Below are 25,604 nucleotides of genomic sequence, written 5' to 3'. Positions count from 1 at the left end.
GGATACCTTAAGTATATAGATTAGAATTTAATAGACATCTAAAATACATTAAATTATAAAATATCACAATTTAAAATTACAATATTTATATCTTATTTTAATTGAGTTTTAAAAACCTTTACTATCTAAAAAATTTTCGATTTTTTTCTCAGAAAGTATCTCATTAGTTATAAATTTCCCATTGAAAAAAAGACTATATGTAGTAAATGGTGCAGGAGCATTTTGTGCTTCTTTTGCTGTTTCAAATTTTATAAGATTTACTTCAATACCTCTAGCATTCGCAATTTTTTTCAAAATAGGAGCATATTTTGCAGTATGTGGACACTGATTACTATAATATAAAACTATCCCATTCTCCTTTGGTTTGCTTTGTTTTACACAATCTTTAAAGCATGGAATAGGTACATTATTAGTAAATGGAAAATACAATAGTTCATAACTAGGTTCTGATGTATCTGCCAGATAAAATCCTTTATATTTTAGATACTTAGAATCAGATAAAAAAGGTAGTTTTTTTTCAGATGAAAGTACAACTAGACCATATTTTCCTTTTGACTTTGCATCATCAATACATTTTTGTAATAATAAATTAGAATATCCTTGTCCTTTAAATTTTCCAGATACCCAGAAACAATTAATATACATATAATTATTTGCAGTAATAGGACACCATGCATTTTCTGCTGGAATATATTCTATAAAAACTTTACCTCTTTCATCTAACCTTTTAAATACAAGGCCTTTATCAAAATTGCTTTTCATCCAAAATTTTTTAGAAGAAACACAGTTTTCTCCCTTTTTTTCAGTAATTGCACAACATATATGTTCATTGTCAATATTGTTTAAATTTATATCTATAATCTGCATATTGTCTCTCCTTTTCTCTTTACAAAATAGTTTTCATATATATAGTATATCTTTATTGTACTATTATATATATGACACTTATATGTCATATATATTTTCATTTTAGATTAAATTGTTTCAAATTTATTTTTATTATTAAATTGTATGTAGAATTAAATAAATTTTTATGTTCTAACTATATTGTATATAGATTATTTTATTAATCATATTTAAATTAAAAATTAATAAAATAATTTATATTGAAATAAATATATTTAAGGTATATAATTATAAGAAAATTTTTAATAATAGAGGTGTTGTTTATAATGTATGAAAAGTACCTAATAAGAGAATTAAAAGAGCATGATATTAGAAATGCATTAAATTTAATTTGGAATGTATTTGAAGAATTTGAGTCTCCAGATTATTGTGCTGAGGGAATTGAGTCATTCCATGAATTTATAGAATATAACTCTATTATTGAAAAAGTCAAAGAAAAATCTATTTTCTTTTGGGGTTGTTTTGATTGTGAAAAGTTAATTGGGGTTTTAGCTATCAGAGACCTAAATCATATATGTATGTTATTTGTAGATAAAAATTATCACAAACGTGGTGTTGCAAAAAAATTAATGGCTGTAGGCGTAAAGTATTGTACTGAAAGCAAAGATGATTTAACTGAAATAACTGTAAATTCATCACCTTATGCTATTGAAGTTTACCATAAATTAGGATTTAAAGATACTAATGTTGAACAGATTGTCAATGGTATACGTTTTACTCCAATGAAGCTATCAATAGCAAACTAATTTAACAAAAAAATATATTAAAAGCAAATCCACTTAAAGTTTTTAAAGTTGATTTGCTTTTAGATTAAATTTTAAAATTACACTATTTCTCTTTAAATTTTTAAGTAATATACTTTAAAAGAATCTACTAACAAAGACATTAATATTTAGTGATATACTTAGTCATACTTTTTATGAACACCTAATAGTACAGTATCAATAGTGTCAGATAGACCTTTTATAGCTTCTTCTGAATTTAAAAGAGCTTTTCCAAGTTGCAAAGTTGAGTATCCATGAATCACACTCATCAACAAATTTAATACTTCATCTATATTCTTTGTTCTTAAATTACAAGAAAGAATAAGTTTTTCTAATAGCGATTTATAGTCTTCAAATATCTCTGATGTTTCACTGTTTCCATGCCAAATAGCCCATTGAATTGTTTCATAAACCCCAGGATGAGCAATTATAAAGTTAAAATATGCAATACTTACAGATTTTATAGCTGTATCTCCAGAATCACCAATAGCAACTTTCTCCATCTGTTTATTCATTTTCCTCATTCCATTATGAGCAATCTCTCTCAATAAATCATCTAAGCTCTCTATATGATTATACAAAGATGGTGTACGTATACTTAGTTTTTCTGCAACAACTTTTAAAGAAAGCTTGTTAAGCCCATCTTTATCAGCTATATCAGATGCTACCTGTATTACTATATCTCTACTAACACGCATGATTATACCTCTCTCAACTAAAATTAATTACTTTATTAGTTTAACTAATCTAATTAGCTTCGTCAACAATTAAGACTTATAAAATACTTTATATTAAATGCAATGTTGACAATTTAATTTTAGTTTAATATAATACTAATTATATTAGTATTATAACTAATTAAGTTAGTATTATAGATAATTAAATTAGAATATTACAGTATAATTTTATAGTTTAATAGATACATCAATAGATACTATATATTAAACTGAGAGGAGATTTTTATGGAAAAGAAATATTTTCAAATTCATGGAATTCCTTCAATTCTTTGGGGAAATCCTTCAAACAAATTGTATATTTACATACACGGACAATGTGGTTATAAAGAAGAAGCCGAAACTTTTGCTAATATTGCTGTTAATCATGGATGGCAGGTTTTAAGTATTGATTTACCTAAACATGGAGAACGTAAAGAAGAAAACATTTCGTTTGACCCATGGAATGTTGTTCCAGAGCTATTAACTATAATGAAATATGCAAAATCTAATTGGAATCAAATTTCATTATATGCAAATAGTATTGGTGCATGGTTTAGTATGTTGAGTTTTGAAAATGAGAATCTGGAAGAGTGTGTTTTTGTATCTCCAATTCTTGATATGAAACAGCTTATCTCTAATATGATGCTTTGGGCAAATGTATCAGAAGAACAACTTAAACATGAACTAATTATTCCAACTTCATTTGGTCATACACTCTCATGGGAATATCTACAATATGTCAAAAAACACCCTATTACTAAATGGAATACTACAACAAGAATACTATATGGTAAACACGATGAACTTACAGAAGTAAGTGTGGTAGAGAAATTTACACACCATTTTAATTGCAATTTAACAGTTATAGAAAACGGCGAGCATTGGTTTAATACACAAGAGCAATTAAAAGTATTAAATGAATGGATAAATACTTTGTTTAAGTAAAGATAATCTTATCATTACTGTTTTCATATAAATTAGAGCAATTACTATATCAATTCACTTTATATTAGTATTATTAAAATAAGCAAGTAAGCAATAAATTAATTATTATAAAAGATACTTTTAAAACTCTTAATCTAGAAAAAAGTATTGTATACTCAAATTAACATAGAAAGAAAAAATAGTGATAGAACATTCTATCACTATTTTTTCTTTCTGTGTTGTATACTTTTAACTTATTTTTACTAATAAAATCTAATTATCTATAAAATCTAATCTCTTATGTATTATTAATATACTTTACAGCTATAGTGTTAATTAAAATTAAATCTAATAAAATCAACCTAAAATATTTTTAATAAACATATTAGTGTATAAGTTTATTATATTGTTTTATCATTCTCATCTTTTATTTCAATAACTTTATTGAATAAAATTGATAGAACTAAAGCTAGAAATCCTATTGATAATGAAACAAATGATACTATAACTACAGGTATTATAGTAATTGCATATAAGTATATATCATAACAATAATATAATATTATCACTACAAAGTTAAATATAAAAATTTCACTAAATGCACAGATGGATATTTTTTTTAAGTTTTTAGGTATCTCTTCTGAAAATGGATTATTTATTGCCACTAGCTTACATAATCTTTTTAACATAAATAATGATACAACATACGGAATAGCACATATATATATGGCTATTGACATTATAGTTGGCATATTTGTATTTGTAATTTCCAAACTACTTTTAAAATACGCTGTCAGTGCTAATGGTGTTAAAATAAGTGATAATAAAGTCAAAATTATTCCAACTAGCACAATATTATTCAATATTTTAGAACTTATATTCTTTTTCATATAAACTTACCACCTTAATATTCTTATTTATATACATTTTATAATATTTTTATATTTTATGTCAATAATTTATTATTGAAAAACAATAAATTATATATTATAATCAATAATATACATTATATTAAGGAGATGATATTTAATGATTACAAGACTTTTCAACAACATTCTATCAGTATTTTTATACTTTATACTAGTAATTTTAAGTGTATCTGGTATACTATTCATGTGTATGATACCTATGTTTTTATATGATTTTAACTTTGAAAAATTATTTATTTTAGTTGTTAGAATAATGTATTTTTCTAACTATTTCATAGTTATCTTATGCTTAACTTTTATAATTAATAGTACTAAATACTCACCTTTCATGCTTGAAAATGTAAAGAGATTTAAAATAATGGGATATTGCTTATTAATAAATACTATAATTGAATGTATCAATGGTTATAGTTTGAATACCAGTAATATAAGAGTTTTTGGAGCTGATAGTGGAGGGATTTCACCACTTATGGTCATTTCTTTTATATTTGCACTAATGTGTTTTGTAATTGCTGAAACATTTAATAAAGCTATAAAAATAAAAGAAGACAATGATTTAACGATATAGAGGTGATATTATGGCAATTATAGTTAATCTAGATGTAATGATGGCAAAAAGAAAAATATCACTTAAAGATTTGGCTGAAAAAATAGATATTACAAATGCTAATTTATCAATTTTAAAAACTGGTAAAGCAAAAGCTATTAGATTTACCACTCTAAATGAAATTTGTAAAGCTTTAGATTGCCAACCAGGTGATATACTTGAATATGTAGAAGATGATGATTATTAAGAAAAGAGTGTCTAAAACACTCTTTTTGATTATCACCTATAGTCTTTACTATTTTGCTGGAACATTTAGACATGTTGCCAAATCTTTTTCAGGTGTACTAATAGGTATTAAATTAAATGTATCAACTAAATATTGTAGTACATTTGGACTTATAAATGCTGGTAAACTTGGCCCTAAGTAAATATTTTTTATATCTAGTGATAATAATGCTAATAAATCTGCTACAGCTTTTTGCTCATACCATGATAATATTATTGAAAGAGAAAGACTATTCACATCTGTATCAAATGCATCAGCTAAAGCTAAAGCTATTCTTACTGCTGAATAAGCATCATTACATTGACCAACATCTAGCAACCTAGGAAACCCAGCTACTTCTCCAAAGTTTAACTTATTAAATCTATATTTTCCGCATGCAAGTGTTAAAATTATACAATCTTTAGGAACTTGTTTAGCAAACTCGGTATAGTAATTTCTTCCTGGTCTTGCCATACTCCTCCAAAGTTACCTACTAAATGAGTATATTTATTTAATTCTGGATATCCATGACAAGGAATCATTTCTCCATGAGTATATATATTTATCCCTTTTCCTTCTGTTTGTTTAAGTAACATTTCTAAATCTTTTAAATCATGTCCTGAAACTATTATAAAAGGTCCTTTTTTTATCTTTACATTTACCTTATGAGGTTCTGGTTTTTTATAAATGGTAGTATTAGCTTCATCTAATTTTTGCATTACAGCAACACTCATATCACCTGTCTTAAGTGTTAATGTTATTAAGTTCTCTAAAGAAATATCATCATCTGTAATTGCTGATAGTGCTCTAAAATAAAATTCATCTACTTGATTATTATAATATCCAAGCTCTCTAGCCTGATGCCCATAAGCACTTATTCCTTTTAATCCATAAAGTATTGTCATTCTTAGTGAACGTATATCAGGGTTTAAACTTTCATCAAACATTATTCCAGCTCTTTTAGCATCTTCTAACATTTGACTTCTTGTTTCACTTAAATTATATTTAGCATATTCATTATTTACAAAATGTATATACTATTATAAGTATTCTTTATAATGAAAGTAAGTAAATTTAAGGGCACTCCTAAATTATTTTAGATATGATTTAAAAATTTAAGTAAACTATTTCTAAATTCATTTAATTTTCAAACAAGAATGTTGAATAATAACTCATTCTAATGTATTATTGTAGTTGTAGAATAAAACTAAATCGGCAAAACTAGAGAAATTTAGTGACGCAAAGCTATAGGGACTAAGACTTATAAATTAAATTATGAGTTATGTCAGCCAGTTGCCAAAAAGATATTTTCTTTTTGTTTTTATGAAAGTTTTTTAGGGGGATAATAATATATGTTTAGAGATAAAATGGATAGATGTACACATATGTTAACTGCTTATATTGGCAGTTCATATGATTATTGTGATTTTATAGATACACAGTTAGATGATTTTATACTAGAGTATGGAGAAAATGTAGTAGAAAATTGCTTACATCAAGTGATGGTATTGGTAAGTAAGTATAATTAGATAGGCTTTATTTTCTAGAAAATCCTTTTTAGTTTTATCTACTTTTATATTAATACAAAGCTCTTAAATATATTTTTAAGATTAAGAATAACTAAAAATGTTAACTAAAAAATATAATTGAATAGACATTTCTATTAATCTATGATACAATAGTATTTGTGGTAATACACAATTAAATCAAGTATATCTTGATATAGGTTAATAGGAGTATTTTTAAATGAATAATGGAATAGTGAAATGGTTTAATAATGAAAAAGGATTTGGGTTTATATCAATAGAAGGTGGAGATGATGTATTTGCTCATTTCTCAGCTATACAAACTTCAGGATTTAAATCATTAGAAGAAGGTCAACAAGTAAGCTTTGATATAGTTAAAGGCGCTAGAGGTCCTCAAGCAGAAAATATAACTATATTATAATATATAGATTTTTCGGAAAAGACTCTTTTGAGGGTCTTTTTTTATTGATAATTTAAGCAAAATCTTATTTTAAAAAAAACTGACTGCCAGTTAAATGTCAGTCAGTTTTTTTATAGAATTTTTACTCAAACACTGCTATATTTGAGACTTTTAATAATTAATCCTACTTATTAATATACAAGCTTTACTCATATACAGAATATCTCTTCCAGATTTGCTCTAAGTCATCGAAGTGCTGTTTAATATCTTCTTTTTCTTTCATTCCAACAGATATAGCAAGAGCATTTGAAATACTAAGTGCTGGAACTAGTGAATCTACAAATGAAGCCATATTACTCTTAACTAAAAGAGTATTGTCTGCAAGTGCTGCCACTGGTGCAAATAAACTATCTGTTAATGAAATTACATGTGCTCCTTTTTCCTTAGCATAATTGACAATTTGATAAGATTTTTTTGAATAACGTGGGAAACTAATTGCAACTATAACATCTTCTTCGTTTATTCTTACAATCTGTTCAAAAGCATCTCCCATATCCATTCTAATTATATGGACATTATCAAGTATTATATCTAAGTAAAAACCTAGGTATTGAGCTACTACAAAAGAGCTTCTCATACCAAGTATATATATTTTTCTTGCTTTTAAAAGTTTATTAGAAGCTTCTTTAAATGCTTTTTCATCAATTTCTTCTAATGTTGATCTTATATTATCTATATCACTCTTTAAAACTTTGTTCAATATTGCAAAATCATCGGAATAATCATGTGCCATTTCAACTCTTTGTACTGTAGTTAATTTATTTTTTATGAGTTCTTGAAGTGCAGCTTGTAATTTTGGATACCCACTATAGCCTAGAGCATTTGCAAATCTTACAACAGTAGATTCACTTACTCCTACAGTTTCACCTAATTTGCATGCAGTCATGAATGCAACCTTATCATAATTATTTAAAATATATTGTGCTATAAGTTTTTGACCCTTACTTAACCTCGTATATTGAGATTGTATATTTGATATCAAATGTTTACTATCTTTCATTTCATTTGTTTCTTCCATTTTTTTCTCCTTTTAGTTATCTAAACTATTTTCTTTTTATGACTACTACTATTTTTTCTAAAAATTTTATTATTTTAGTTTTTATCTCAGATTCTTAAACTCATAAAATTCTAACTTTTCTGTACCTTATACTTCACATAGTATTTTCGATTAAATTTATTATACCATTTTTCCTTGCATTTTTTAAGATTTGTTCAATATTTCTTTTAAAATTTTCAATTTTTACTCATTTAAAAGTTAAATATTTTATTCTGCATATTTAAGCATATCTCTTACTTCGAAAGCAAATTATCATATGCTTATTATTTAAAGTATTTTTAAAAGGTTACAATATATATATTAACTCTTAATAGAATCTTGTCAAGTTTTTTTTAGTGTTTATTGTGATTTTTTCTTTTCAATTAAAATCAATTGTGGTGGGTTATTGACTTGATTTAAAAATTTAGATTCTAAAACATTAAATTCATCTTGATTTAAATTATTTACAAAATTATATATACTATCTTTTTCTTCTTGACCTCCATCATGTCCTGTATATATAGCAATACTTATTATTCCATTTTCTTTTAATATTTCTAAGCTAGACTTTATAGCTTTTAAAGTTGTATCTGGTTTAGTTATAATTAGATGTTTTGCTCTTGGAAGATATCCTAAATTAAATAAAACACATGAAACTTCTTCTTTTACATATTTATTTATATTTTCATGACCATCAAGTATTAATTTTACTCTATCTATATATCCTTCTTTTTCTAATTTTTTTCTTGTAGATTTTATAGCTTCTTCTTGTATATCAAATGCATATACAAAGCCTTCCTCTCCAACCTTTTCAGCCAAATACTTTGTATCATAACCATTTCCCATGGTAGCATCTATTGCTATATCACCTTTATTAATAATATTTTCTAAATAAAATTTATTTATATCTGTAATTTTAGTTAAATGTTTTGCATATGCCATAATATCATTTCTCCCTGCTATTAACTTCATTTCATTTTCATGCTATTTTATTGATTTTAAATATTTTATTTCGTCTTCTGTTAAATATCTATATTCGCCAATTTTTGTATCTTTTAATACTATTTTCCCTACAGAAATTCTTCTTAAGTTTAAAACTGGATGATTTATAGCCTTACACATTTTTCTTACTTGTCTATTTCTTCCTTCATGTATTGTTATTTCGCATACTGAATAATTCTTTTCTTTATTTTCTTTAGTTACTCTAATTTTAGCAGGTGCCGTTGTGTAATCTTCTATTTTTAGTCCTTTTTCAAAACTTCTTATTTCATCCTTATTTATAATTCCTTTTACACTTGCCACATAAGTTTTATTAATTTCATGTTTTGGATGAGTAAGTTTATATGTTAAATCTCCATCATTAGTAAGTATCAAAAGCCCACTTGTTTCATAATCTAACCTTCCTATTGGATATACTCTTTCCTTTACATCTTTTAATATATCTATTACACTTGGTCTATTAAACTGATCTTTTACAGTAGTTATATAACCTTCTGGCTTATTCAATACTATATAGACATAATTTTCGCTTGGCTTTACTGCTTTATTATCAAATTCTACTATATCTTTTTCTTCATCAATATTAAAAGATAGTTCTTTTACTATATTTCCATTTACCTTTATTCTTCCTTCAAGAATGATTTCTTCTGCTTTTCTTCTAGATGCAATTCCACAAGACGCTATATATTTATTAATTCTCATACATAATCCTTTCTTATCTTAAATTATATGTCATTTAATATTTTTATCAATGTTAATTTTGTTACATTATTATACTATACTAGACCTTAATTAAAAACAAGCCAAAAAATTATTTAATTTTCCTAAATAATTGTAATTTCTTTTCACATACTATTAATATGTAATAGCTGATTAAACACTATTTTAAGGAAGTGATTATTATTTCAAAAGAAAATGTAAAATATTATTTAATAGTCGTGTTTATTGGAATTTTATTTTTTAAATTTATTAATACTCCAGCAGATTTTATATCTAGCATTGAAGGATTGTTAAGCTTTTTTAGTCCATTTTTACTAGCTATTTTACTTGCTTTGCTTTTAAATCCTCTTGTAATGCTTTTTGAAATAAAATTTAAAACACATAGGCTTTTATCCATTTTTTTATCTTATATATTGATAGGTATTATTTTAGCTTTTGGTATTAGATTGCTAATTCCTTCAATAGCCAATACATTAAATAGATTGATAAATGAAATGCCTATCTACACTGATTATATAAATAATTTTATAGAAAAAAATATGTCAAACATAGATTTTTTAAAAGCTCTAATTCCTCATATACAACATAGCTTAGATAATGCATTAAAAGAAGCTAGTAATTTTATTAGTAGAATTCCTAAAAACTTTTTAATCTATACACTTAGCATATCATCTATGCTATTTAGTATGGTAATGGGTTTTATATTATCTATATATATTATATATGATAAGGAAAAAATTGCATTAGGATTTAAAAGATTACTATATTCTTCTACTGCTCGAAACAAAGCTGATGACATTATAGAATTTTTTAGAACTACCCATGATATTTTTTATGATTATTTAATTGGTAGAATTTTAGACTCTCTTATTATTGGTATAATTGCATTTATAGGATTTCAATTTATCATTCGAATAGAAAATGCTTTATTTTTAGCTTCAATAATATTTTTAGCAAATATAATACCTTATCTAGGCCCATTTATTGGAGCTATACCTCCAGTAGCTATGACAATTTTATACAGTCCACAAAAAACCATATGGGTTATCGTATTTATATTTATATTACAACAACTAGATGGAAATTTTATAGAACCAAAGGTTATGGGCAATCAAGTTGGAATAGGAGCTATATGGATAATTTCTGCGATTTTAATAGGACAGTCTCTTTTTGGCTTTATAGGTGTTTTTCTTTCAGTACCTGTAGCTGCTGTTGTAAAAACTTCTATTGATAAATATATTGACAAGAGATTGCAATAATTTCTGTCTTTTATAATTTTAAAAATTAATTATTATCTATTACATTACTATAAAAAAATGAAATTAACTCTTGGCAAAGAATATATGCTAAGAGTTAATTTCATTTACTGATACAAAATTTTAATTGTTTATATGTAATACTTTACATTTACTGATTATTTGAGTTCTGAGAATTTCCACCACTATCTGACCCTCCGCTATTTTCTGATGAAGGTGGAGTTGGTGTCGGTGTTGGATTGCTTGTATTTGGTTTTTCTTGATTTTGAGAAGAATCATTGTTAGTTACATCTTTGTTATTATTTGAAGTTGTATTTTTGTTTTTGGAATTAGATTTATTATTTTTACTCTTTTCACTATAGGAAGATTTCTTTGCTTCTGATTCCACTCTATACCTATCTTCTCCAGCTGTATCTTTTGCCTTTTTCTTTCTTTCTTCCTCTGCTTCATTCTGTTCTTTTTCTAATTTAGTCAATTCCTCTTTCTTTTTAGATGCTTCATTTTTAATAACAGAGGACCCGTTTTTGATTTTCTCTATAAGCTTAAGTTCTTTAATTGCATCCTCATAATTTGTATCTTTTTCAAATTCATCTACATTTAACATTCTCATAGATTGCATATACATAGCTCTTGCATTTTCATTAGCGCTATCTTCTTCTAATGCAGAGGATAATGCTTCCATCGCTTTTTTATAATCATGTTTCTCTAAATATATTTTTCCTTGTTCAGTTGAACTTATTTCATCTTTTTTATTAAACGAACATCCTACAAGAAATATAGATAATATCGATATCAATAAAATTACTCTTCCTCTCATTAAATCCCTCCTTGTCATATACTTTAAATTTTATCATAATCAGGAAGTTTTTAAAATATTTTATATTTATTACAAGAAAATTGTTAATAAAACAGAAAATAAGTAGATATAACTTGAATAACTATAACAAACTAAAAATTAGTTTAAATCTATAGATATATCATATAATCTACTTATTTTAAAATTCAATATTTAATTCTTATTCTATATTTCTAAAGATAATAAGTCTTCATAACTTTGTCTTTTACAAATTATCTTGGCATCTCCATCAAATACTGACACTACTGCTGCTCTTGGTATTTTATTATAATTTGAAGACATTGAATATCCATATGCACCTGTTGATGTTGTTATAAGTACATCTCCACTTTTTATATCCATTATATCTATATCTCCAATTAATATATCTCCGCTTTCACAACATTTGCCCGCTATTGTTACATGATTCATAGTTTCATGGTTAATCTTATTTACAATACTGCATTCATAATTAGCTTGATATAGTGAAGGTCTTACATTGTCTGTCATACCTCCATCTACACTTACATAAACTCTAACATCTTTTATATCTTTTATTGAACCTACTGTATACAATGTACTTCCTGCATTTGCAACTATTGATCTTCCTGGTTCTATTACCAATGTAGGTACTTCTATTCCAAGTTCTTTACAGGAATTTTCTGCTTTAGTGATTATAGTTTCGCAGAATTCTCTTATAGTTTTAGGTTTATCACCTTTACTATAATAAACACCTACACCCCCGCCTAAGTCAATTTCTGTCAACTGTATATTAAATTTTTCTTTTATTTCTTTTACCAAGTTCATCATTATATCTACTGTATCTATGTATGGTTCTACATCAAATATTTGTGAACCTATATGAGCATGAAGACCTACCAATTTAATATTTGTATAATCATTCAATTTTTCTATTGCTCTAAACAAATCTCCATTTACTAAAGCAAAACCAAATTTAGAATCTATTTGACCTGTTTTTATATAATCGTGTGTATGAGCTTCTATGCCAGGTGTTATTCTAAAATATATTTCTTGAGTTTTCCCCTTCTCTTCACATAATTTTTCAATTAAATCTAACTCATAGAAATTATCTACTACAAACTTACCTACTCCCAAATCTAATCCCATATTTATTTCTTCTTCAGTTTTATTGTTTCCATGAAAGAAAACTTTTTCCATAGGAAAATTTGATTTATAAGCTGTATATAGTTCCCCTCCTGAAACTACATCCAAACACATGTCTTCTTCATTTATAAGATTACACATATAGAGAGGTAAAAATGCCTTACCTGCATAAGCAACTTTATTTTTTCCATCTTTAGCTTTAAAATATTTTATATATTCTCTACAATTTTGTCTTACTAAGTCTTCGTCAAATACATATAATGGAGTTTGATATTTTTTACTAAGCTCTAGACAGCTTACCCCTCCAATATATAATTCATTGTCTTTTACAGTCATAGTTCCATGAAGTTTCATAATATCCTCCCTAAGTTTTATATATTAAATACTTCTGCTATTTTCTCAATAGCTACTTGTTTATCATCAGAATTTATGGCACAAGTTATACGAATTTCTGATGTAGTTATAAGTTTTACCATTATACCATTTTCATTAAATATCTTAAATACTTTAGCAGCAACTCCAGAAGTATTTTTCATACCAAGACCTACTAAAGAGAATTTAGTGATGTTATTATCAATTACTACATGTTCTTCATTTGTATATTTAGATACTATCTTTTTGCACTCTCCTAATTCTTCTTTTGGAACTGTAAATGACACACTTATTTTATCTAAAATAGGTGCAGTTTGACTTATCATATCTACACTTATTCCCATAGTTGCTATATCTTCAAATAAACTAGATATATTTTCTACCTTAAAGTCTTTTATTGTTATAGAGCTATCATCATCACTAGTAGCTAATCCTGTTATTACTTTATCCTCTAATTTCATGTCTTTTCCCCCTCTTATATATGTTCCTTTTACTGTACCACATGTACGTCCAACATAAATTTCAACACCATATTTTTGTGCAAGCTCTATACTTCTTGAATGCATTACTTGTGCTCCTAAACTTGCTAATTCAAGCATCTCTTCATATTCAATCTCATCAAGTTTACTTGCCTTTGAATATTTTCTTGGGTCTGTAAAATAAATTCCATCAACATCTGTATATATCTCACATTTACCATTTAGTTTAACTGCAAGAGCTACAGCAGATGTGTCTGAACCACCTCTTCCAAGAGTAGTTACATCACCATCTTCATTGATTCCTTGAAATCCAGTTACTATTACAACATTCCCTTCATCTAAACTATTCTTTATTCTATTTACATTTATATCGTCAATTTGAGATTTTCCATGAAGTCCACTTGTTTTTATATTTAATTGATAAGCATTATAGCTTATAGCTTTACAACCAAGTGCATTTAATGCTATTGATAATAAAGAGGCTGAAATCATTTCTCCAGTAGACATTAGAGCATCTAACTCTCTTTTACTAGGTTCATTACTCAATTCTTTTGCCAAGTTTATATATTCATCTGTTGATTTTCCCATAGCAGATACAACTATTACCATTTGTGGATTTTCTTTTCTTCTTTCTATTATATTTTCTGCAATTGACTTTATTTTGTCAGTATCTGCAACTGAACTTCCTCCATATTTTTGGACAATTATACTCATGCCTTTTCCCCCTCAAGCTAAATTTTGATAAATAAAAACGCCCAAAGGTATACTTTGGACGTGTGAACTTCATAGACCAAGTAACCTTGTAGCTCACCACTTTAAAAGTGACAGCCTTATGCATATTCTGCATAAGTCCAGAAAACTTGTTTGTCAACAACTTTTCTTCGGCTATAGACCCTTTCATCAATCATCAACACTTACCAGCTACTATTGATTACTATTGAATATAGCTACCTCTACCCTAGGCTCATTATTATTAATTAATTTATTAATATAGTTTTATCATATTCTATATAATATTGCAACATTTTTTTTACAAAATGTGGCAAATCAAAAAATTTATTTTCTAAAAATATCTTATATACAATTAAATAGTTTATTTAATCCTAAATCTATAAAATTTATACTATACTCATTATCTTCTCTCTCTAAGTCATTTAATTCAGATAAATTATCTGGTGTAACCACCAAAATATTTGGTACTCTAAAAAATGGAATTGTAGATTTATCTATCTTTCTAGAGAGATTCTCATATTTAGAAACATCTATTTCATTATTTAAATCAACATCTACTAAGACCTGCTTTATATTGCCAAATTGATCTGTATATTCAATAAATAAATCATATTTCACATCATCTACACTAACATTTCGGTAAAATCTTTTTACATCACAACCTGCAGTATTAATTCTAACAACTAGTTCTGACCCTACTAGAGCCTTTATTAAATCATCTCCCTTAAAAAGCTTACTACCATTCAAATAGTAAACATATGAGAGGTCCTTATAGTTACGATAATCTACATCACATGGATATTTTTTTAGTGTATACTCACTACACATTTTTCTCAATGTTTTTTTGAAATTTTTTTTATTGTATCTTTTTTGGTCTCCATAAATCTTTCTAAATTGAGCTTCTGTAACACATCTAACCCTGCTAATTAAAAGCAATATCTCTTTTTCCATATTCGTCATAGTACATTCTCCTTGAAGTATTATTTGCAAAGTTGTACTAATATTATATTAAATTTATGACATTAAATTTACAAAGAATTAAAATAAAATAGCTAGTTTTTATAGAATTTATTTCTATAAAAACTAGCTATTAATGCACTAAACACTATCTACAATTTTTTTACTAAGTTACACATTGCTTTGACTTTCAGAATCTTGTGAATTTGTATCTTCATTAGTTCCTGTTTCTTGTTTTGCTTTTTTATCATCAAAATTTGCAATATTTAAGTTATCAAATTCTGACATTTCAATTACACTAGATTCTTCTTTTGAATATGATATTTTGACTTTGTCTCCAACTTGAGTCAATGGTAATTCGCTAGATACTTTTGAAGTAGCTTTAAATATTATCTCTTTATTAGAATCTAAAGTCACATAATAATTAGTATTTCCTCCTCGCACATCAGGACTTATTCTAGTTACTACACCTTCTATAACTTCATCTTTCATATCATTATCAAGTTTTAAGTCATTGCCTTTAGATTCTAATGAATCTTTATAATTTCTTAAAGCTTCATTTTTATCTTCTCCTATACCAAGTACATTATAATCTTCAACAGATACAAAGGCTACTCTCTTTACAAGACCAGCTTTATCTTTTAAAGATGATACATATGTTGGTTGACCTAATATATTGTACATTACAGGGAATGTAGCTTCATAATTCTTTTCTTGAACATTACCTTCAGCTGATTTCATCGCAGCTGTCTCAGTTGCTCCTGGCTGCTTATACAGTCTAGCTTCTTTAGTTCTAGAGTCAACAAGCATAAATCCAATTGTAGATTCATCTCCACCAGAAGATGTTATACCTGTATACCAATATGACCTATTATCATTTCCATAGACTAGCGATGTCCCTTCTGTTGGCACTAGTACTCCTTTTTCTGATATAACAGAATTTAAAAATCCATTGACATAAACACCCCAGTCTTGAATTTGGTCTGTTACAAATTTTTGTGGTTGTATTCTATCTACCCATTTAGGTGTATTTTTAACATTATAGACATTTATTTTTCCAGTTTCTGCATCAACAGTAGCTATGCCTGTGGCATTTGCTCCTCCATAACCAATTTTATGTTCATATAAACTTACAACCCAATAAGGTCTTCCTTCATCATTTATTTCAAGCGTAAAATCTGTCATGCCGACATTTACAATACCATGTATGTATAAATGTCTTTGTAAATCTTGATGTAAATAAGCTTCTGGTTGATATATTATTTTTATTGGTTTTCCATCTATTTCTTGAACTAGTTGAACATCTTGAGGATTACTTGCTGACACCTTCACATATCCACTTGTACCACTTAAAGATGTCACCCATTTAATTATATCTCTATGCACAAGAGGTGCTACCCAGTACAACTCTCCATCCACATTTTGTATATGAAACTTTCCTAATTTTGATACACTACCTATAGCTGGAACTTCTCCAAGTTTTTTATCACCTAATTTCATGGCCATGTCTTCATCTACAAGACGAATATCATTTACGCTGACAGGACTCATATCATCAGTAAATTTACTCTCAGTCACCTTTCCTAATAAGTCTTTATAGGCTTTTGCATGAAGTACAGGTGTAGAAGCTATAAAAGGTACAACTACGACATACACAAGTAAAGCTATTGCTATTGAAAAATTATATTTAGCAAGTTTAGATGTTCTTTCATTTCTATCTAGCATCATATCTAATATTCCTGCTACAACAAAAAATATTATTCCTACTGAAAATAAAGATGTGAAATCTAGTCTAAGTACAGGTAATTTAATAAATGTATAAATTACTACAATTATGAGTGAAACTCCATATGTTTTAAGATATCGTTTCATTTAATACTCCTCTCTATAAAATATTATTATTACTATTATATCCATATATTTACAAAAAATAAATATTTATCATATTTATTATGTATTAAGATATCTTTATACTTTTATTCCACTGTTTATTTATTTCTATTCGATATATATATCAGAAAAATATTATAATCGTGCAAATAACGACAGAAAATCAAAAACTGAAGAAAGTGTTCTAACTAAGATTTACGAATTCTTAATCCTCTCGAAGTTAAACTACCATCTTCAGCCTAATTATTTAGCAATATTTTTATATGATAAATTTTAAAATAAATTTTTTATATGTTTGCCATTTTGGATATATAAGAATGCTGTCTAGAATTATATTCTGACAATAGACCTTCATACTCTAAAGTTAAACCATTTAAATTATAAAAATCATTTGGTGTTACTTCAAAGGCTTCTTTATTCAAAATATCTATTTCACTTTTTTCTAACATATCAGCAACAAAGTTTGAACATACATATTTATATTCAACTTTTCTGTGAATATTCATAGACAAATATATCAATGCCATTATATCATAATAGTAATCTTCTCTATAATCACTAATCAATTTTATATTTTTAAATAGCTTTTCATATTGTAAATTATCTACTTCTAATGAATATACTCTACATACAGTGTTTTTTCTTATAGCATATAAGCCTTGATTTATATTTTCTTCAACAAAACCTCCAATAAATGGATTTCTTGGATTTAATCTCCCAAAAGAATACATTGGCTTTAAATTTTCATTTAATGATATTGACACATGTGTATACAGTTTTTTACTTATATTTCTTATTAAATAAGATAATACAGTTCCTGTATATGTTGTTACAATATAAATTTTATTCATCATTTCCCCCCAATCTAGTAATCTAGTAATTAAATAATATTATACACTTACAACTTAATGTCATAAAATATTCTAACATAATAAAGGCTATTTTACAAATTTTGATTTTAAAGTGCTTTAATATTATATAAAATATAATAAAAATATAAATATAAATTTTCTATATTTTTAACCAACAGATGTTTTCTTTAAATTAATCAAATGATTTAGTATATCCTGAGCTTTTCCAGAATCCTTCAGATAACCTAATGCCCCATTTATTTGTGATTTTAAATCTATTTCTACTTCCATATCCAAATCAACATTTCCTTTTTTTATAGATATATTTTTAAGTGTTGCTGGATAAAGATAACTTTTCTCTAAAGTAATTTTATTTCCATTAACCTCAAATGGAACCTTTTTATTGTAATTACTTAGTATTTTTTCTAGCATTTTATCACTTATTTTAAATTTTCCAATCCTTACATTTTCAAGACTTACAACCAAATCTTCATTTTTTAAAGTGGGTTTTAGCTCAAGCTCATATTGGCTATTGATTAGACCAAAGACCTTATATGGACCTGCCACTTTTATTTTTCCATCCTTCATCTCAATAAAATTACTTTCAAATTCTTTAATTCCATGTTTATTCATTAATGTATATATTAGGTTTCTAAACTCTTCTTCTGAAACAGATACTTTTCCAACCATTCTAAGTGGATTTTTTACTATTTCCATAGAGTTTATATATGAACCTTTTGATAAATACTCTTCGTCTATGATTTTATTATTTTGTGAACTAACATCATATCTCTCTTTTGGTGTTAGTGTGTATACAACAATACCTGTTAACACTAAAATAATAACAATTAAACTTAATATAATCTTTGCAACCTTTCCCATCATAGTCTCCTTTACAAATCTGTCAACAGATTTAAAATAAATTTAGATAACTAACTTCACATAATATTCTTAACAATATACATATTATAATACAGTCTTTTAAAGATTAATTCAACTAATCTGCTTTTTTGTAAATAAACTGTAAAAAAACATGTTTTTAGTATAAAAGTTAATATTTTGCATAATACTCTTAATTACACCTTTATTTTTTTCTAATCTTGGATTAAAATTAATATTATGCAATACAGTGTAGTGTTCTGTATTATAAGCAAATTAAATAGGAGGTATAAAAATATGTCAAATGAAACGAACTCATCTAACTTTATAAAAAATATTATTATAAATGACCTAGAAACAGGAAAACATGACAATATAATAACTCGTTTTCCACCTGAACCAAACGGATATTTACATATTGGTCATGCAAAAAGTATATGTCTTAACTTTGGACTAGCTAAAGAATTTAATGGAAAGGCTAATTTAAGATTTGATGATACAAATCCATTAAAAGAAGATGTTGAATATGTAGAATCCATAAAAGAAGATGTTAAGTGGTTAGGATTTGATTGGAATGAATTAAATTTTGCATCTAACTATTTTGATGAAATGTACAAAAGAGCTTTAATCCTAATAAAAAAAGGTAAAGCTTACGTATGTGAATTAACACAAGAAGAAATGAGAGAGTATCGTGGTACTCTTACTGAACCTGGTAAAGAAAGCCCTTATAGAAATAGAACTATTGAAGAAAACCTAGATTTATTTGAAAGAATGAAAAACGGTGAATTTAAAGATGGAGAAAAAACATTAAGAGCTAAAATAGATATGTCTTCTCCAAATATAAACCTTAGAGACCCAATTATATACAGAATAGCTCATTCAACACATCATAATACAGGAGATAAATGGTGTATATATCCTATGTATGCTTTTGCCCATCCAATTGAAGATGCAATTGAAGGAATAACTCACTCTATATGTACTTTGGAGTTTGAAGACCAAAGACCTCTTTATGACTGGTTTGTCAGAGAATGTGAAATGGAAAATGTACCTAGACAAATAGAATTTGCTAGACTTAACATAAACAATACTGTTATGAGTAAAAGAAAATTAAAACAACTTGTAGATGAAGGTATTGTTGATGGTTGGGATGACCCTCGTGTTCCTACTATATCTGGGATTAGACGTAAGGGATATACTGCTGAAGCTTTACGTAATTTTTGTAGTGAAATAGGAGTATCAAAAGTTAACTCTACAGTAGACAGTCAAATGCTTGATTATTTCCTAAGAGAAAACTTACAACCAAAGGCTCCACTTGCTATGGGAGTTTTAAGACCTTTAAAATTAGTTATAACTAACTACCCAGAAGATAAGGTTGAAATGCTTGAAATAGAAAACAATGCTAAGGATGAATCTCAAGGTAAAAGATTAGTTCCTTTTTCTAGAGAATTATATATAGAACAAGATGATTTTATGGAAGAACCTATTAAAAAATATTTCAGATTTTTCCCAGGAAATGAAGTTCGTTTAAAAGGAGCTTATTTCGTAAAATGTACTGATGTAATTAAAGATGAAAATGGAAATGTAGTTGAAATACATGGTACCTATGACCCTGAGACTAAAAGTGGTTCTGGATTTACAGGTCGTAAAGTAAAATCTACAATACATTGGGTTGATGCTAAATCAGCTATACCATGTGAATTTAGATTATTTGAGCCATTGATTCTTGATGATTTACCTGAAAATGAAGGAAAGCATTTCTTAGAACAAATAAATCCTAATTCATTAGAAATATTACAAGGTTTTGTTGAGCCTACACAAGTAAAAGATGCTAAACCTTTTGATAAATTCCAATTTGTTAGAAATGGGTTCTTTAGTATAGATAATAAGTATACAACTAAGGAAAAACTTGTGTTTAATAGAATAGTTCCTTTAAAAAGTTCTTTTAAACCTGCTAAATAATTTTTATAACTAAAAAATGAAGACTTAAAATATAAATTACTTCTACTATAAATAAATTTAGTTAGAAGTAATTTTTTATTTTAGTCTTCATTCTTTATTTTAAATAATTAACTTTTTCCACTACAAATTCCCATAACCTCTATTCCATCTTTTATACATTCTATATTGAGAGGAAAATCTGGACCTTTTTCCCCATCAATGTCTGTTATAAGAGAATCTTTACATTCTATATCTACTTTTTTAGTTTTAAAATATAATATTTCATTTCCATTATATTGGTCTAAGTAATCACCCCTAAGCACACTTATCAAAACTGGTATTGATTTTGGAATTGGCATTCCTTTAAAAATAATTACATCTAAATATCCATCATCTATTTCAGCTTTATATGCTAAATTTATATTTCCTGCTGTTTTTCCATTAAAAATCAGCATAAGATACATATCTCCATCATAATTCATCTCTTTGGAATATACTTTTATCTTAAACTTCCTCATATACAATGCTTCTTCTATTCCCTTTATATAATAAGAAATTCTTCCAAACGAATTCTTTAAGTCTGTGCTTATTCTTTGTGATACATCAGTAAACATACCTGCACTTGCGACATTTATAAAGTATTTATTATTTACCTTCCCTATGTCTATTTTCTTTGGCTTTGAATTTATGATTTCTTTTATAGCTTCTTTTATATCAAATGGAATTTGAAGAGCATTTGAAAAATCATTTGCAGTTCCTGTAGGTAAAATTCCAATTGGAATCTTTATATCTAACTCTTTCATTGAATTTACAACTAAATCTATAGTCCCATCACCACCTGCTATTAGTATATGGTCATAGGAACTATCTACTTCTTTAAATGCATTATTTACAGGTTCTTTAATATTCAATCTGTAGGGTATCAATAAATAATTTTCTTCTTGATATAATTCTATAATAGTATCTAAATTTGATAATATTTTTTTTTCACCTGAATTAGGATTGTATATAAGTTTTACTTTTTTCATTATTTCTCCTTACTTATTTTATTCTTTTAATATCCAAAGTCTTCGTTTAAGAAAATTACATGTATTCTTTCTGGTGCTAATTGTCTTTTTATAAGTGTATAGCTACAGCAGATTCTTCCTGGACTTGAACAATCTATACAGACACCAGTAGTCTTACAACCAGTATTTGTATTCAGTCTCTTGCAATTTGCTGGAGCAGCTATTGTTTTAGTTCTTTTTATAGCTTCATCTACATCTTTAACTATTTTATTTACACCTGCTACAACTATTACTTTATCTGGTCCATATATCATAGCAGCTACTCTATTTCCATTTCCATCTAGATTGTAAAGTTCTCCATTTTCTGTTATTGCATTAGTACTTGTAAAATAAGCATCTGCACAAAATGATTTTCTGTATATTTCTTTCATTTCTTCTGGTTTAATATCTTTTGCATATCTATCAAGAAAATCATACTTTTCTCTTATAAAGTCAATAACTCCTGTTTCAAATAAAGTCATAGAGCCTCCACAACCTACTAGAGAACCTACTTCTACTATTTCTTCAATTTTTTTAAGAAGCTCTTCTTTATTATTTACTAGATACCCTTTCATGTTATTATTTTCTAGAGATTTTATCGTTTTTTCTATTCTTTTTTCTTTAAGCCAATTTAGATTTTGATCCATCTTAACTTCCCCCTTATTTTCAATATGTATTAGTTTATTATAAATTTTATTTTCTTTATAACTTTATTTTAGTACATCTAAAAAAAAATACAATATAAAACTTTAAATAAGTTTTCCATAAATTTCTTTATAAGACTAACTCATAATTTATAATTAAAAAGGAAAGTAGATGTATTTTTCTACTTTCCCTATATTGTATGTAGTATTATATATTTTCTGAAATCTATATATTAATTATATGCTTTATTTTATTAAATATCACAATTGATTTAAGTGTAATATCATATTCTTTTTTAAACATATAAATTGTATTATTAAGTTTATTATATCCAATTTTAATAAATAATGTCACTAATTTGATGAAGAAGATGCTATAGCTGCACTTGTAGCTGCCATTACACAAGCAACTTGAATAGCAACAACAATATTTAAAAATATATTATTAGCTATAGAATCTATATTATTCTCTTTTTGTATTGAATCCGCATAAATAGAAGCCACAATAGCAGAACTAATCATTACTCTATTGCTTTTTCCTAAAGACCAATTCCCAAAACCTTTTTCTTCTTTAAGTCTATTTGAAACATTTTTTATATTTTCTATTATTTCATTTTCTTTATAATCTAATAACGAAATTGCTCCTATTATTGGATACCCATAATAATTTAACTTACAATCATTCTCTTTAAATGCTTTTTTAAGTTCAATAGTTTTTTTGCATTTACCCATAGTTCTATCTTCACTAAATAAAAGAATTTGAGATAGTGCTTGTAAGTCATTTCCTTTATAAAAACCATTTTTATTTAGAAATTCATAACATTTTTCTATGTATTCTAAATCTTCTTCTAAATTTTTTGAATGAATTGCAATAAGTGCTATATTACAATAGTCATCACTAGATGTTAAAAATGGATGTTTTTTCTTCATATATTCGTACACTGTTTTCATTTTTGATATACATGTAATATAATCCATTTTATCTCTATTTTCATAGACTATTGATGCTGTAAGTGGTAGATATGTATCTCCCCAAAACTTTTCATTTTTGAGATTTTTATATATCTCTAAAATCATCTTAAAACTACTTTCTGGATTTGATTCAAATGAAAGTAGTGTTGCCATATAAAATATGTTATATCCTCTAAAGTTAGAGAATAATCTAGTATTTTTTTTAATAAGCTCTATTCGTTCTTCTACTACTCTAGGGCTTATCCTCTTGTTCTTAAGCGTAAACGCAAGTGCACAACTATGTTGAATTAATCCCATTTGCCAAGAACCTTTAATCTCATTTAATGCTTTATAATTTTCTATTAATAAGTTTATTTTTCCATTTATAAAAGTTTGTTCCATATTGCCCTCCCAGTAATATACATTGTTGTATTAATTAACTTAATATCTATTATATATGTAATAAATATTGCAATCAATACATATTACTTGAAGAAGTTCTATTATTCCATAATGATGTATCCTTTTTTATAGTGCCTTCCCATATTATTAACCCTGTCATAATACTCTGATTCACTTTCGTTACTCCATTTGGGTATAAATACATCTATCGCATTAGAATTGCTAAAATACTTACTAGACCCCCTATCCATAACGGTTTTTACTTTACCATCTACAATAATCTTAGTTCCAAAACTCAAGTGATTATTTGCCACAAAACCATCTTCTAAATCATCTCCTGTAGCAGTTATAGCTCCATATCCATTTTCTTGGTTAAGACTGGTGTAATAACTCACTTCAAATGTTATAGGAATTAAATCCTTTATTTTGATTCCTAGCTGGTTTTCTAGCCTCTCTTTTTGCACTTTTAATTTATACTCATCACTGTTTTTATAGTCTTTCATACCTTGATTATATTTAGAATTAAAGTTTTGACCTGAAGTTACTATAGTATCTATATTTACTATAGATTCTTTACAATGCTCCGCATCTATTTTTGTTTCTCCATTTACCAATAATGGAGTTAAACATACACTACATACAACACATGTAATCAATGCTTCTTTAAGCTTCATAAATTCCCCCCTTATTATTTTGATATATTAGCATATTTAATATTATATGTCTACATTTAGATTTAAATGCCACACTCATTTGCTTTAAGAAGTTGTCTTATACTTAATTCACCCTAAACCCTTATAAATCCTCCATCTTAGAATCATATAGTACAAAGCTTTTATGATTAAATATATTTTTTATTAATCTTTTTGATAGCTCAAAACTACTTCTATTTAATTTTTCTATTTTTAAGAATTTAAGAATTTAAATTCTATAATTTTAAAACATATTGATTTTATTTTTTTGAAATGCTATAATTTTTTAAGAGGTGATTAATATGATAAAAAATACAAAACAAATTACAATTGAAGTTAATGAAGTTTTATTACAAGAAGTATACAAAATGACTAATAATGAAAATAAAGATTTATCAAACTTGATAAACGAATCAATCATAAATTATATTCTTGAAAATAGAAAAGACAATATTGAAAATAAAGACTTAAAAGAAGTAATTGATTTCTACAAAAAAGAGAATATAGAAAAACCTAAAAGTGCAGCAAGAGCTATTGCTGAAGCAAAAACTCATACGTTATATTAAACAAATAAAAAGTTCCTAAAAATTAGGAACTTTTCTTTTTATTTTAATAGCTATTAATATCTATTTTAATAATATTTATTTCATATTTATAAATACTTATTTAAACAAGAATATAATCTAATACATCGTCATTTAATATACCTAAAACAATCAATATAAAAATAAAATTACAACTTTTAATATACCTAAAAAAC

Annotated in this window: 28 protein-coding genes and 2 riboswitches; of the genes, 9 read left to right on the top strand and 19 right to left on the bottom strand. The window is 26.2% G+C overall.

Annotated features, from left to right (window positions below; translation table 11 throughout):
* Window positions 1–108 precede the first annotated feature (108 nt).
* Entirely contained in the window at window positions 109–867 is a 759-nt protein-coding gene (locus KGF48_RS16635) for a GNAT family N-acetyltransferase (RefSeq protein WP_227868281.1), read from the bottom strand.
* A gap of 305 nt (window positions 868–1,172) precedes the next feature.
* Here KGF48_RS16635 and KGF48_RS16630 point away from each other — a divergent pair, with 305 nt between their 5' ends.
* On the top strand, window positions 1,173–1,652 hold the full coding sequence (locus KGF48_RS16630) for a GNAT family N-acetyltransferase (protein WP_227868280.1): 480 nt from the start codon (window positions 1,173–1,175) through the stop codon (window positions 1,650–1,652).
* Window positions 1,653–1,810: 158 nt separating this feature from the next.
* On the opposite strand, the gene KGF48_RS16625 is transcribed toward KGF48_RS16630, so the two are convergent.
* Window positions 1,811–2,368, bottom strand: a complete 558-nt coding sequence (locus KGF48_RS16625; RefSeq protein ID WP_227868279.1) for a TetR/AcrR family transcriptional regulator — start codon at window positions 2,366–2,368, stop codon at window positions 1,811–1,813.
* Window positions 2,369–2,632: 264 nt separating this feature from the next.
* Here KGF48_RS16625 and KGF48_RS16620 point away from each other — a divergent pair, with 264 nt between their 5' ends.
* On the top strand, window positions 2,633–3,331 hold the full coding sequence (locus KGF48_RS16620; RefSeq protein WP_227868278.1) for an alpha/beta hydrolase: 699 nt from the start codon (window positions 2,633–2,635) through the stop codon (window positions 3,329–3,331).
* A gap of 380 nt (window positions 3,332–3,711) precedes the next feature.
* Here KGF48_RS16620 and KGF48_RS16615 read toward each other — a convergent pair whose 3' ends face one another.
* Window positions 3,712–4,200 (bottom strand): DUF2975 domain-containing protein, encoded by a 489-nt coding sequence (locus KGF48_RS16615; RefSeq protein ID WP_227840546.1) that lies wholly within the window; start codon window positions 4,198–4,200, stop codon window positions 3,712–3,714.
* A gap of 139 nt (window positions 4,201–4,339) precedes the next feature.
* Here KGF48_RS16615 and KGF48_RS16610 point away from each other — a divergent pair, with 139 nt between their 5' ends.
* Both KGF48_RS16610 and KGF48_RS16605 read left to right on the top strand, forming a co-directional pair.
* Window positions 4,340–4,807, top strand: a complete 468-nt coding sequence (locus KGF48_RS16610; RefSeq protein ID WP_227827942.1) for a DUF2975 domain-containing protein — start codon at window positions 4,340–4,342, stop codon at window positions 4,805–4,807.
* 10 nt (window positions 4,808–4,817) lie between these two features.
* Window positions 4,818–5,033, top strand: a complete 216-nt coding sequence (locus KGF48_RS16605) for a helix-turn-helix domain-containing protein (RefSeq protein ID WP_227840545.1) — start codon at window positions 4,818–4,820, stop codon at window positions 5,031–5,033.
* Between the two features lie 48 nt (window positions 5,034–5,081).
* Here KGF48_RS16605 and KGF48_RS20755 read toward each other — a convergent pair whose 3' ends face one another.
* The gene (locus tag KGF48_RS20755; RefSeq protein ID WP_413894821.1) at window positions 5,082–5,525 is read right to left on the bottom strand and encodes a hypothetical protein; all 444 of its coding nucleotides are present in this window, start codon (window positions 5,523–5,525) and stop codon (window positions 5,082–5,084) included.
* Window positions 5,462–6,028, bottom strand: coding sequence for a hypothetical protein (locus KGF48_RS20750; protein ID WP_413894820.1), 567 nt, complete (start codon window positions 6,026–6,028; stop codon window positions 5,462–5,464). The genes KGF48_RS20755 and KGF48_RS20750 overlap by 64 nt, the downstream gene beginning before the upstream one ends.
* 227 nt (window positions 6,029–6,255) lie before the next feature.
* A riboswitch (cyclic di-GMP riboswitch) is annotated at window positions 6,256–6,352 on the top strand.
* A 51-nt stretch (window positions 6,353–6,403) separates the two neighbouring features.
* On the opposite strand from KGF48_RS20750, the gene KGF48_RS16595 reads away from it, so the two are divergent.
* Window positions 6,404–6,580 carry a hypothetical protein gene (locus KGF48_RS16595; RefSeq protein ID WP_227435413.1) on the top strand — a complete coding sequence of 59 codons (177 nt, stop codon included), beginning with the start codon at window positions 6,404–6,406 and terminating at the stop codon, window positions 6,578–6,580.
* Between the two features lie 217 nt (window positions 6,581–6,797).
* A complete protein-coding gene (locus tag KGF48_RS16590) occupies window positions 6,798–6,998 on the top strand; it encodes a cold-shock protein (protein WP_021384215.1) in 201 nt (66 codons plus the stop codon).
* Between the two features lie 184 nt (window positions 6,999–7,182).
* Here KGF48_RS16590 and KGF48_RS16585 read toward each other — a convergent pair whose 3' ends face one another.
* The 3 genes from KGF48_RS16585 to KGF48_RS16575 all read right to left on the bottom strand — a co-directional run bounded on the left by KGF48_RS16585 (window position 7,183) and on the right by KGF48_RS16575 (window position 9,774).
* Entirely contained in the window at window positions 7,183–8,055 is an 873-nt protein-coding gene (locus KGF48_RS16585) for a MurR/RpiR family transcriptional regulator (protein ID WP_227435034.1), read from the bottom strand.
* A gap of 378 nt (window positions 8,056–8,433) precedes the next feature.
* A complete protein-coding gene (locus tag KGF48_RS16580; protein ID WP_227827939.1) occupies window positions 8,434–9,015 on the bottom strand; it encodes a class I SAM-dependent methyltransferase in 582 nt (193 codons plus the stop codon).
* Between the two features lie 42 nt (window positions 9,016–9,057).
* Window positions 9,058–9,774: a pseudouridine synthase gene (locus KGF48_RS16575; protein ID WP_227868277.1), complete on the bottom strand. Its 717-nt coding sequence runs from the start codon at window positions 9,772–9,774 to the stop codon at window positions 9,058–9,060.
* Between the two features lie 191 nt (window positions 9,775–9,965).
* Here KGF48_RS16575 and KGF48_RS16570 point away from each other — a divergent pair, with 191 nt between their 5' ends.
* The gene (locus tag KGF48_RS16570; protein ID WP_227850327.1) at window positions 9,966–11,051 is read left to right on the top strand and encodes an AI-2E family transporter; all 1,086 of its coding nucleotides are present in this window, start codon (window positions 9,966–9,968) and stop codon (window positions 11,049–11,051) included.
* A gap of 148 nt (window positions 11,052–11,199) precedes the next feature.
* Here KGF48_RS16570 and KGF48_RS16565 read toward each other — a convergent pair whose 3' ends face one another.
* The 7 genes from KGF48_RS16565 to KGF48_RS16535 all read right to left on the bottom strand — a co-directional run bounded on the left by KGF48_RS16565 (window position 11,200) and on the right by KGF48_RS16535 (window position 19,171).
* Entirely contained in the window at window positions 11,200–11,865 is a 666-nt protein-coding gene (locus KGF48_RS16565) for a hypothetical protein (protein ID WP_227840542.1), read from the bottom strand.
* 204 nt (window positions 11,866–12,069) lie between these two features.
* Entirely contained in the window at window positions 12,070–13,362 is a 1,293-nt protein-coding gene (gene lysA, locus KGF48_RS16560; protein WP_227827935.1) for a diaminopimelate decarboxylase, read from the bottom strand.
* A 17-nt stretch (window positions 13,363–13,379) separates the two neighbouring features.
* Window positions 13,380–14,573, bottom strand: a complete 1,194-nt coding sequence (locus KGF48_RS16555) for an aspartate kinase (protein WP_227840541.1) — start codon at window positions 14,571–14,573, stop codon at window positions 13,380–13,382.
* Between the two features lie 81 nt (window positions 14,574–14,654).
* Window positions 14,655–14,823: riboswitch (Lysine riboswitch) on the bottom strand.
* Between the two features lie 110 nt (window positions 14,824–14,933).
* The gene (locus tag KGF48_RS16550) at window positions 14,934–15,551 is read right to left on the bottom strand and encodes a hypothetical protein (protein ID WP_227827933.1); all 618 of its coding nucleotides are present in this window, start codon (window positions 15,549–15,551) and stop codon (window positions 14,934–14,936) included.
* Between the two features lie 168 nt (window positions 15,552–15,719).
* The gene (locus KGF48_RS16545) at window positions 15,720–17,420 is read right to left on the bottom strand and encodes a hypothetical protein (protein WP_227840540.1); all 1,701 of its coding nucleotides are present in this window, start codon (window positions 17,418–17,420) and stop codon (window positions 15,720–15,722) included.
* A gap of 305 nt (window positions 17,421–17,725) precedes the next feature.
* The gene (locus KGF48_RS16540) at window positions 17,726–18,289 is read right to left on the bottom strand and encodes a hypothetical protein (RefSeq protein WP_227840539.1); all 564 of its coding nucleotides are present in this window, start codon (window positions 18,287–18,289) and stop codon (window positions 17,726–17,728) included.
* Window positions 18,290–18,457: 168 nt separating this feature from the next.
* Window positions 18,458–19,171 carry a DUF2140 domain-containing protein gene (locus KGF48_RS16535; protein WP_227840538.1) on the bottom strand — a complete coding sequence of 238 codons (714 nt, stop codon included), beginning with the start codon at window positions 19,169–19,171 and terminating at the stop codon, window positions 18,458–18,460.
* A 294-nt stretch (window positions 19,172–19,465) separates the two neighbouring features.
* Here KGF48_RS16535 and KGF48_RS16530 point away from each other — a divergent pair, with 294 nt between their 5' ends.
* Complete coding sequence (locus KGF48_RS16530) at window positions 19,466–21,130, top strand: glutamine--tRNA ligase/YqeY domain fusion protein (RefSeq protein ID WP_227827929.1); 1,665 nt, start codon at window positions 19,466–19,468, stop codon at window positions 21,128–21,130.
* Between the two features lie 107 nt (window positions 21,131–21,237).
* Here the strand turns inward: KGF48_RS16530 and KGF48_RS16525 are convergent, their stop codons facing one another.
* The 4 genes from KGF48_RS16525 to KGF48_RS16510 all read right to left on the bottom strand — a co-directional run bounded on the left by KGF48_RS16525 (window position 21,238) and on the right by KGF48_RS16510 (window position 24,826).
* The gene (locus KGF48_RS16525) at window positions 21,238–22,137 is read right to left on the bottom strand and encodes a YegS/Rv2252/BmrU family lipid kinase (protein ID WP_227827928.1); all 900 of its coding nucleotides are present in this window, start codon (window positions 22,135–22,137) and stop codon (window positions 21,238–21,240) included.
* A 26-nt stretch (window positions 22,138–22,163) separates the two neighbouring features.
* Window positions 22,164–22,802 (bottom strand): lactate utilization protein, encoded by a 639-nt coding sequence (locus KGF48_RS16520; protein WP_227827927.1) that lies wholly within the window; start codon window positions 22,800–22,802, stop codon window positions 22,164–22,166.
* 351 nt (window positions 22,803–23,153) lie between these two features.
* Entirely contained in the window at window positions 23,154–24,152 is a 999-nt protein-coding gene (locus KGF48_RS16515; protein ID WP_227868276.1) for a DUF4003 domain-containing protein, read from the bottom strand.
* 101 nt (window positions 24,153–24,253) lie between these two features.
* Entirely contained in the window at window positions 24,254–24,826 is a 573-nt protein-coding gene (locus KGF48_RS16510; RefSeq protein ID WP_227840537.1) for a hypothetical protein, read from the bottom strand.
* A gap of 320 nt (window positions 24,827–25,146) precedes the next feature.
* Here KGF48_RS16510 and KGF48_RS16505 point away from each other — a divergent pair, with 320 nt between their 5' ends.
* The gene (locus KGF48_RS16505; RefSeq protein WP_227840536.1) at window positions 25,147–25,410 is read left to right on the top strand and encodes a hypothetical protein; all 264 of its coding nucleotides are present in this window, start codon (window positions 25,147–25,149) and stop codon (window positions 25,408–25,410) included.
* The last annotated feature ends 194 nt before the right edge of the window (window positions 25,411–25,604 follow it).

The sequence above is a fragment of the Clostridioides sp. ZZV15-6388 genome (assembly GCF_020657755.1).
Lineage (GTDB): Bacteria > Bacillota > Clostridia > Peptostreptococcales > Peptostreptococcaceae > Clostridioides.
This window is presented reverse-complemented; position numbering and strand designations above follow the sequence as displayed.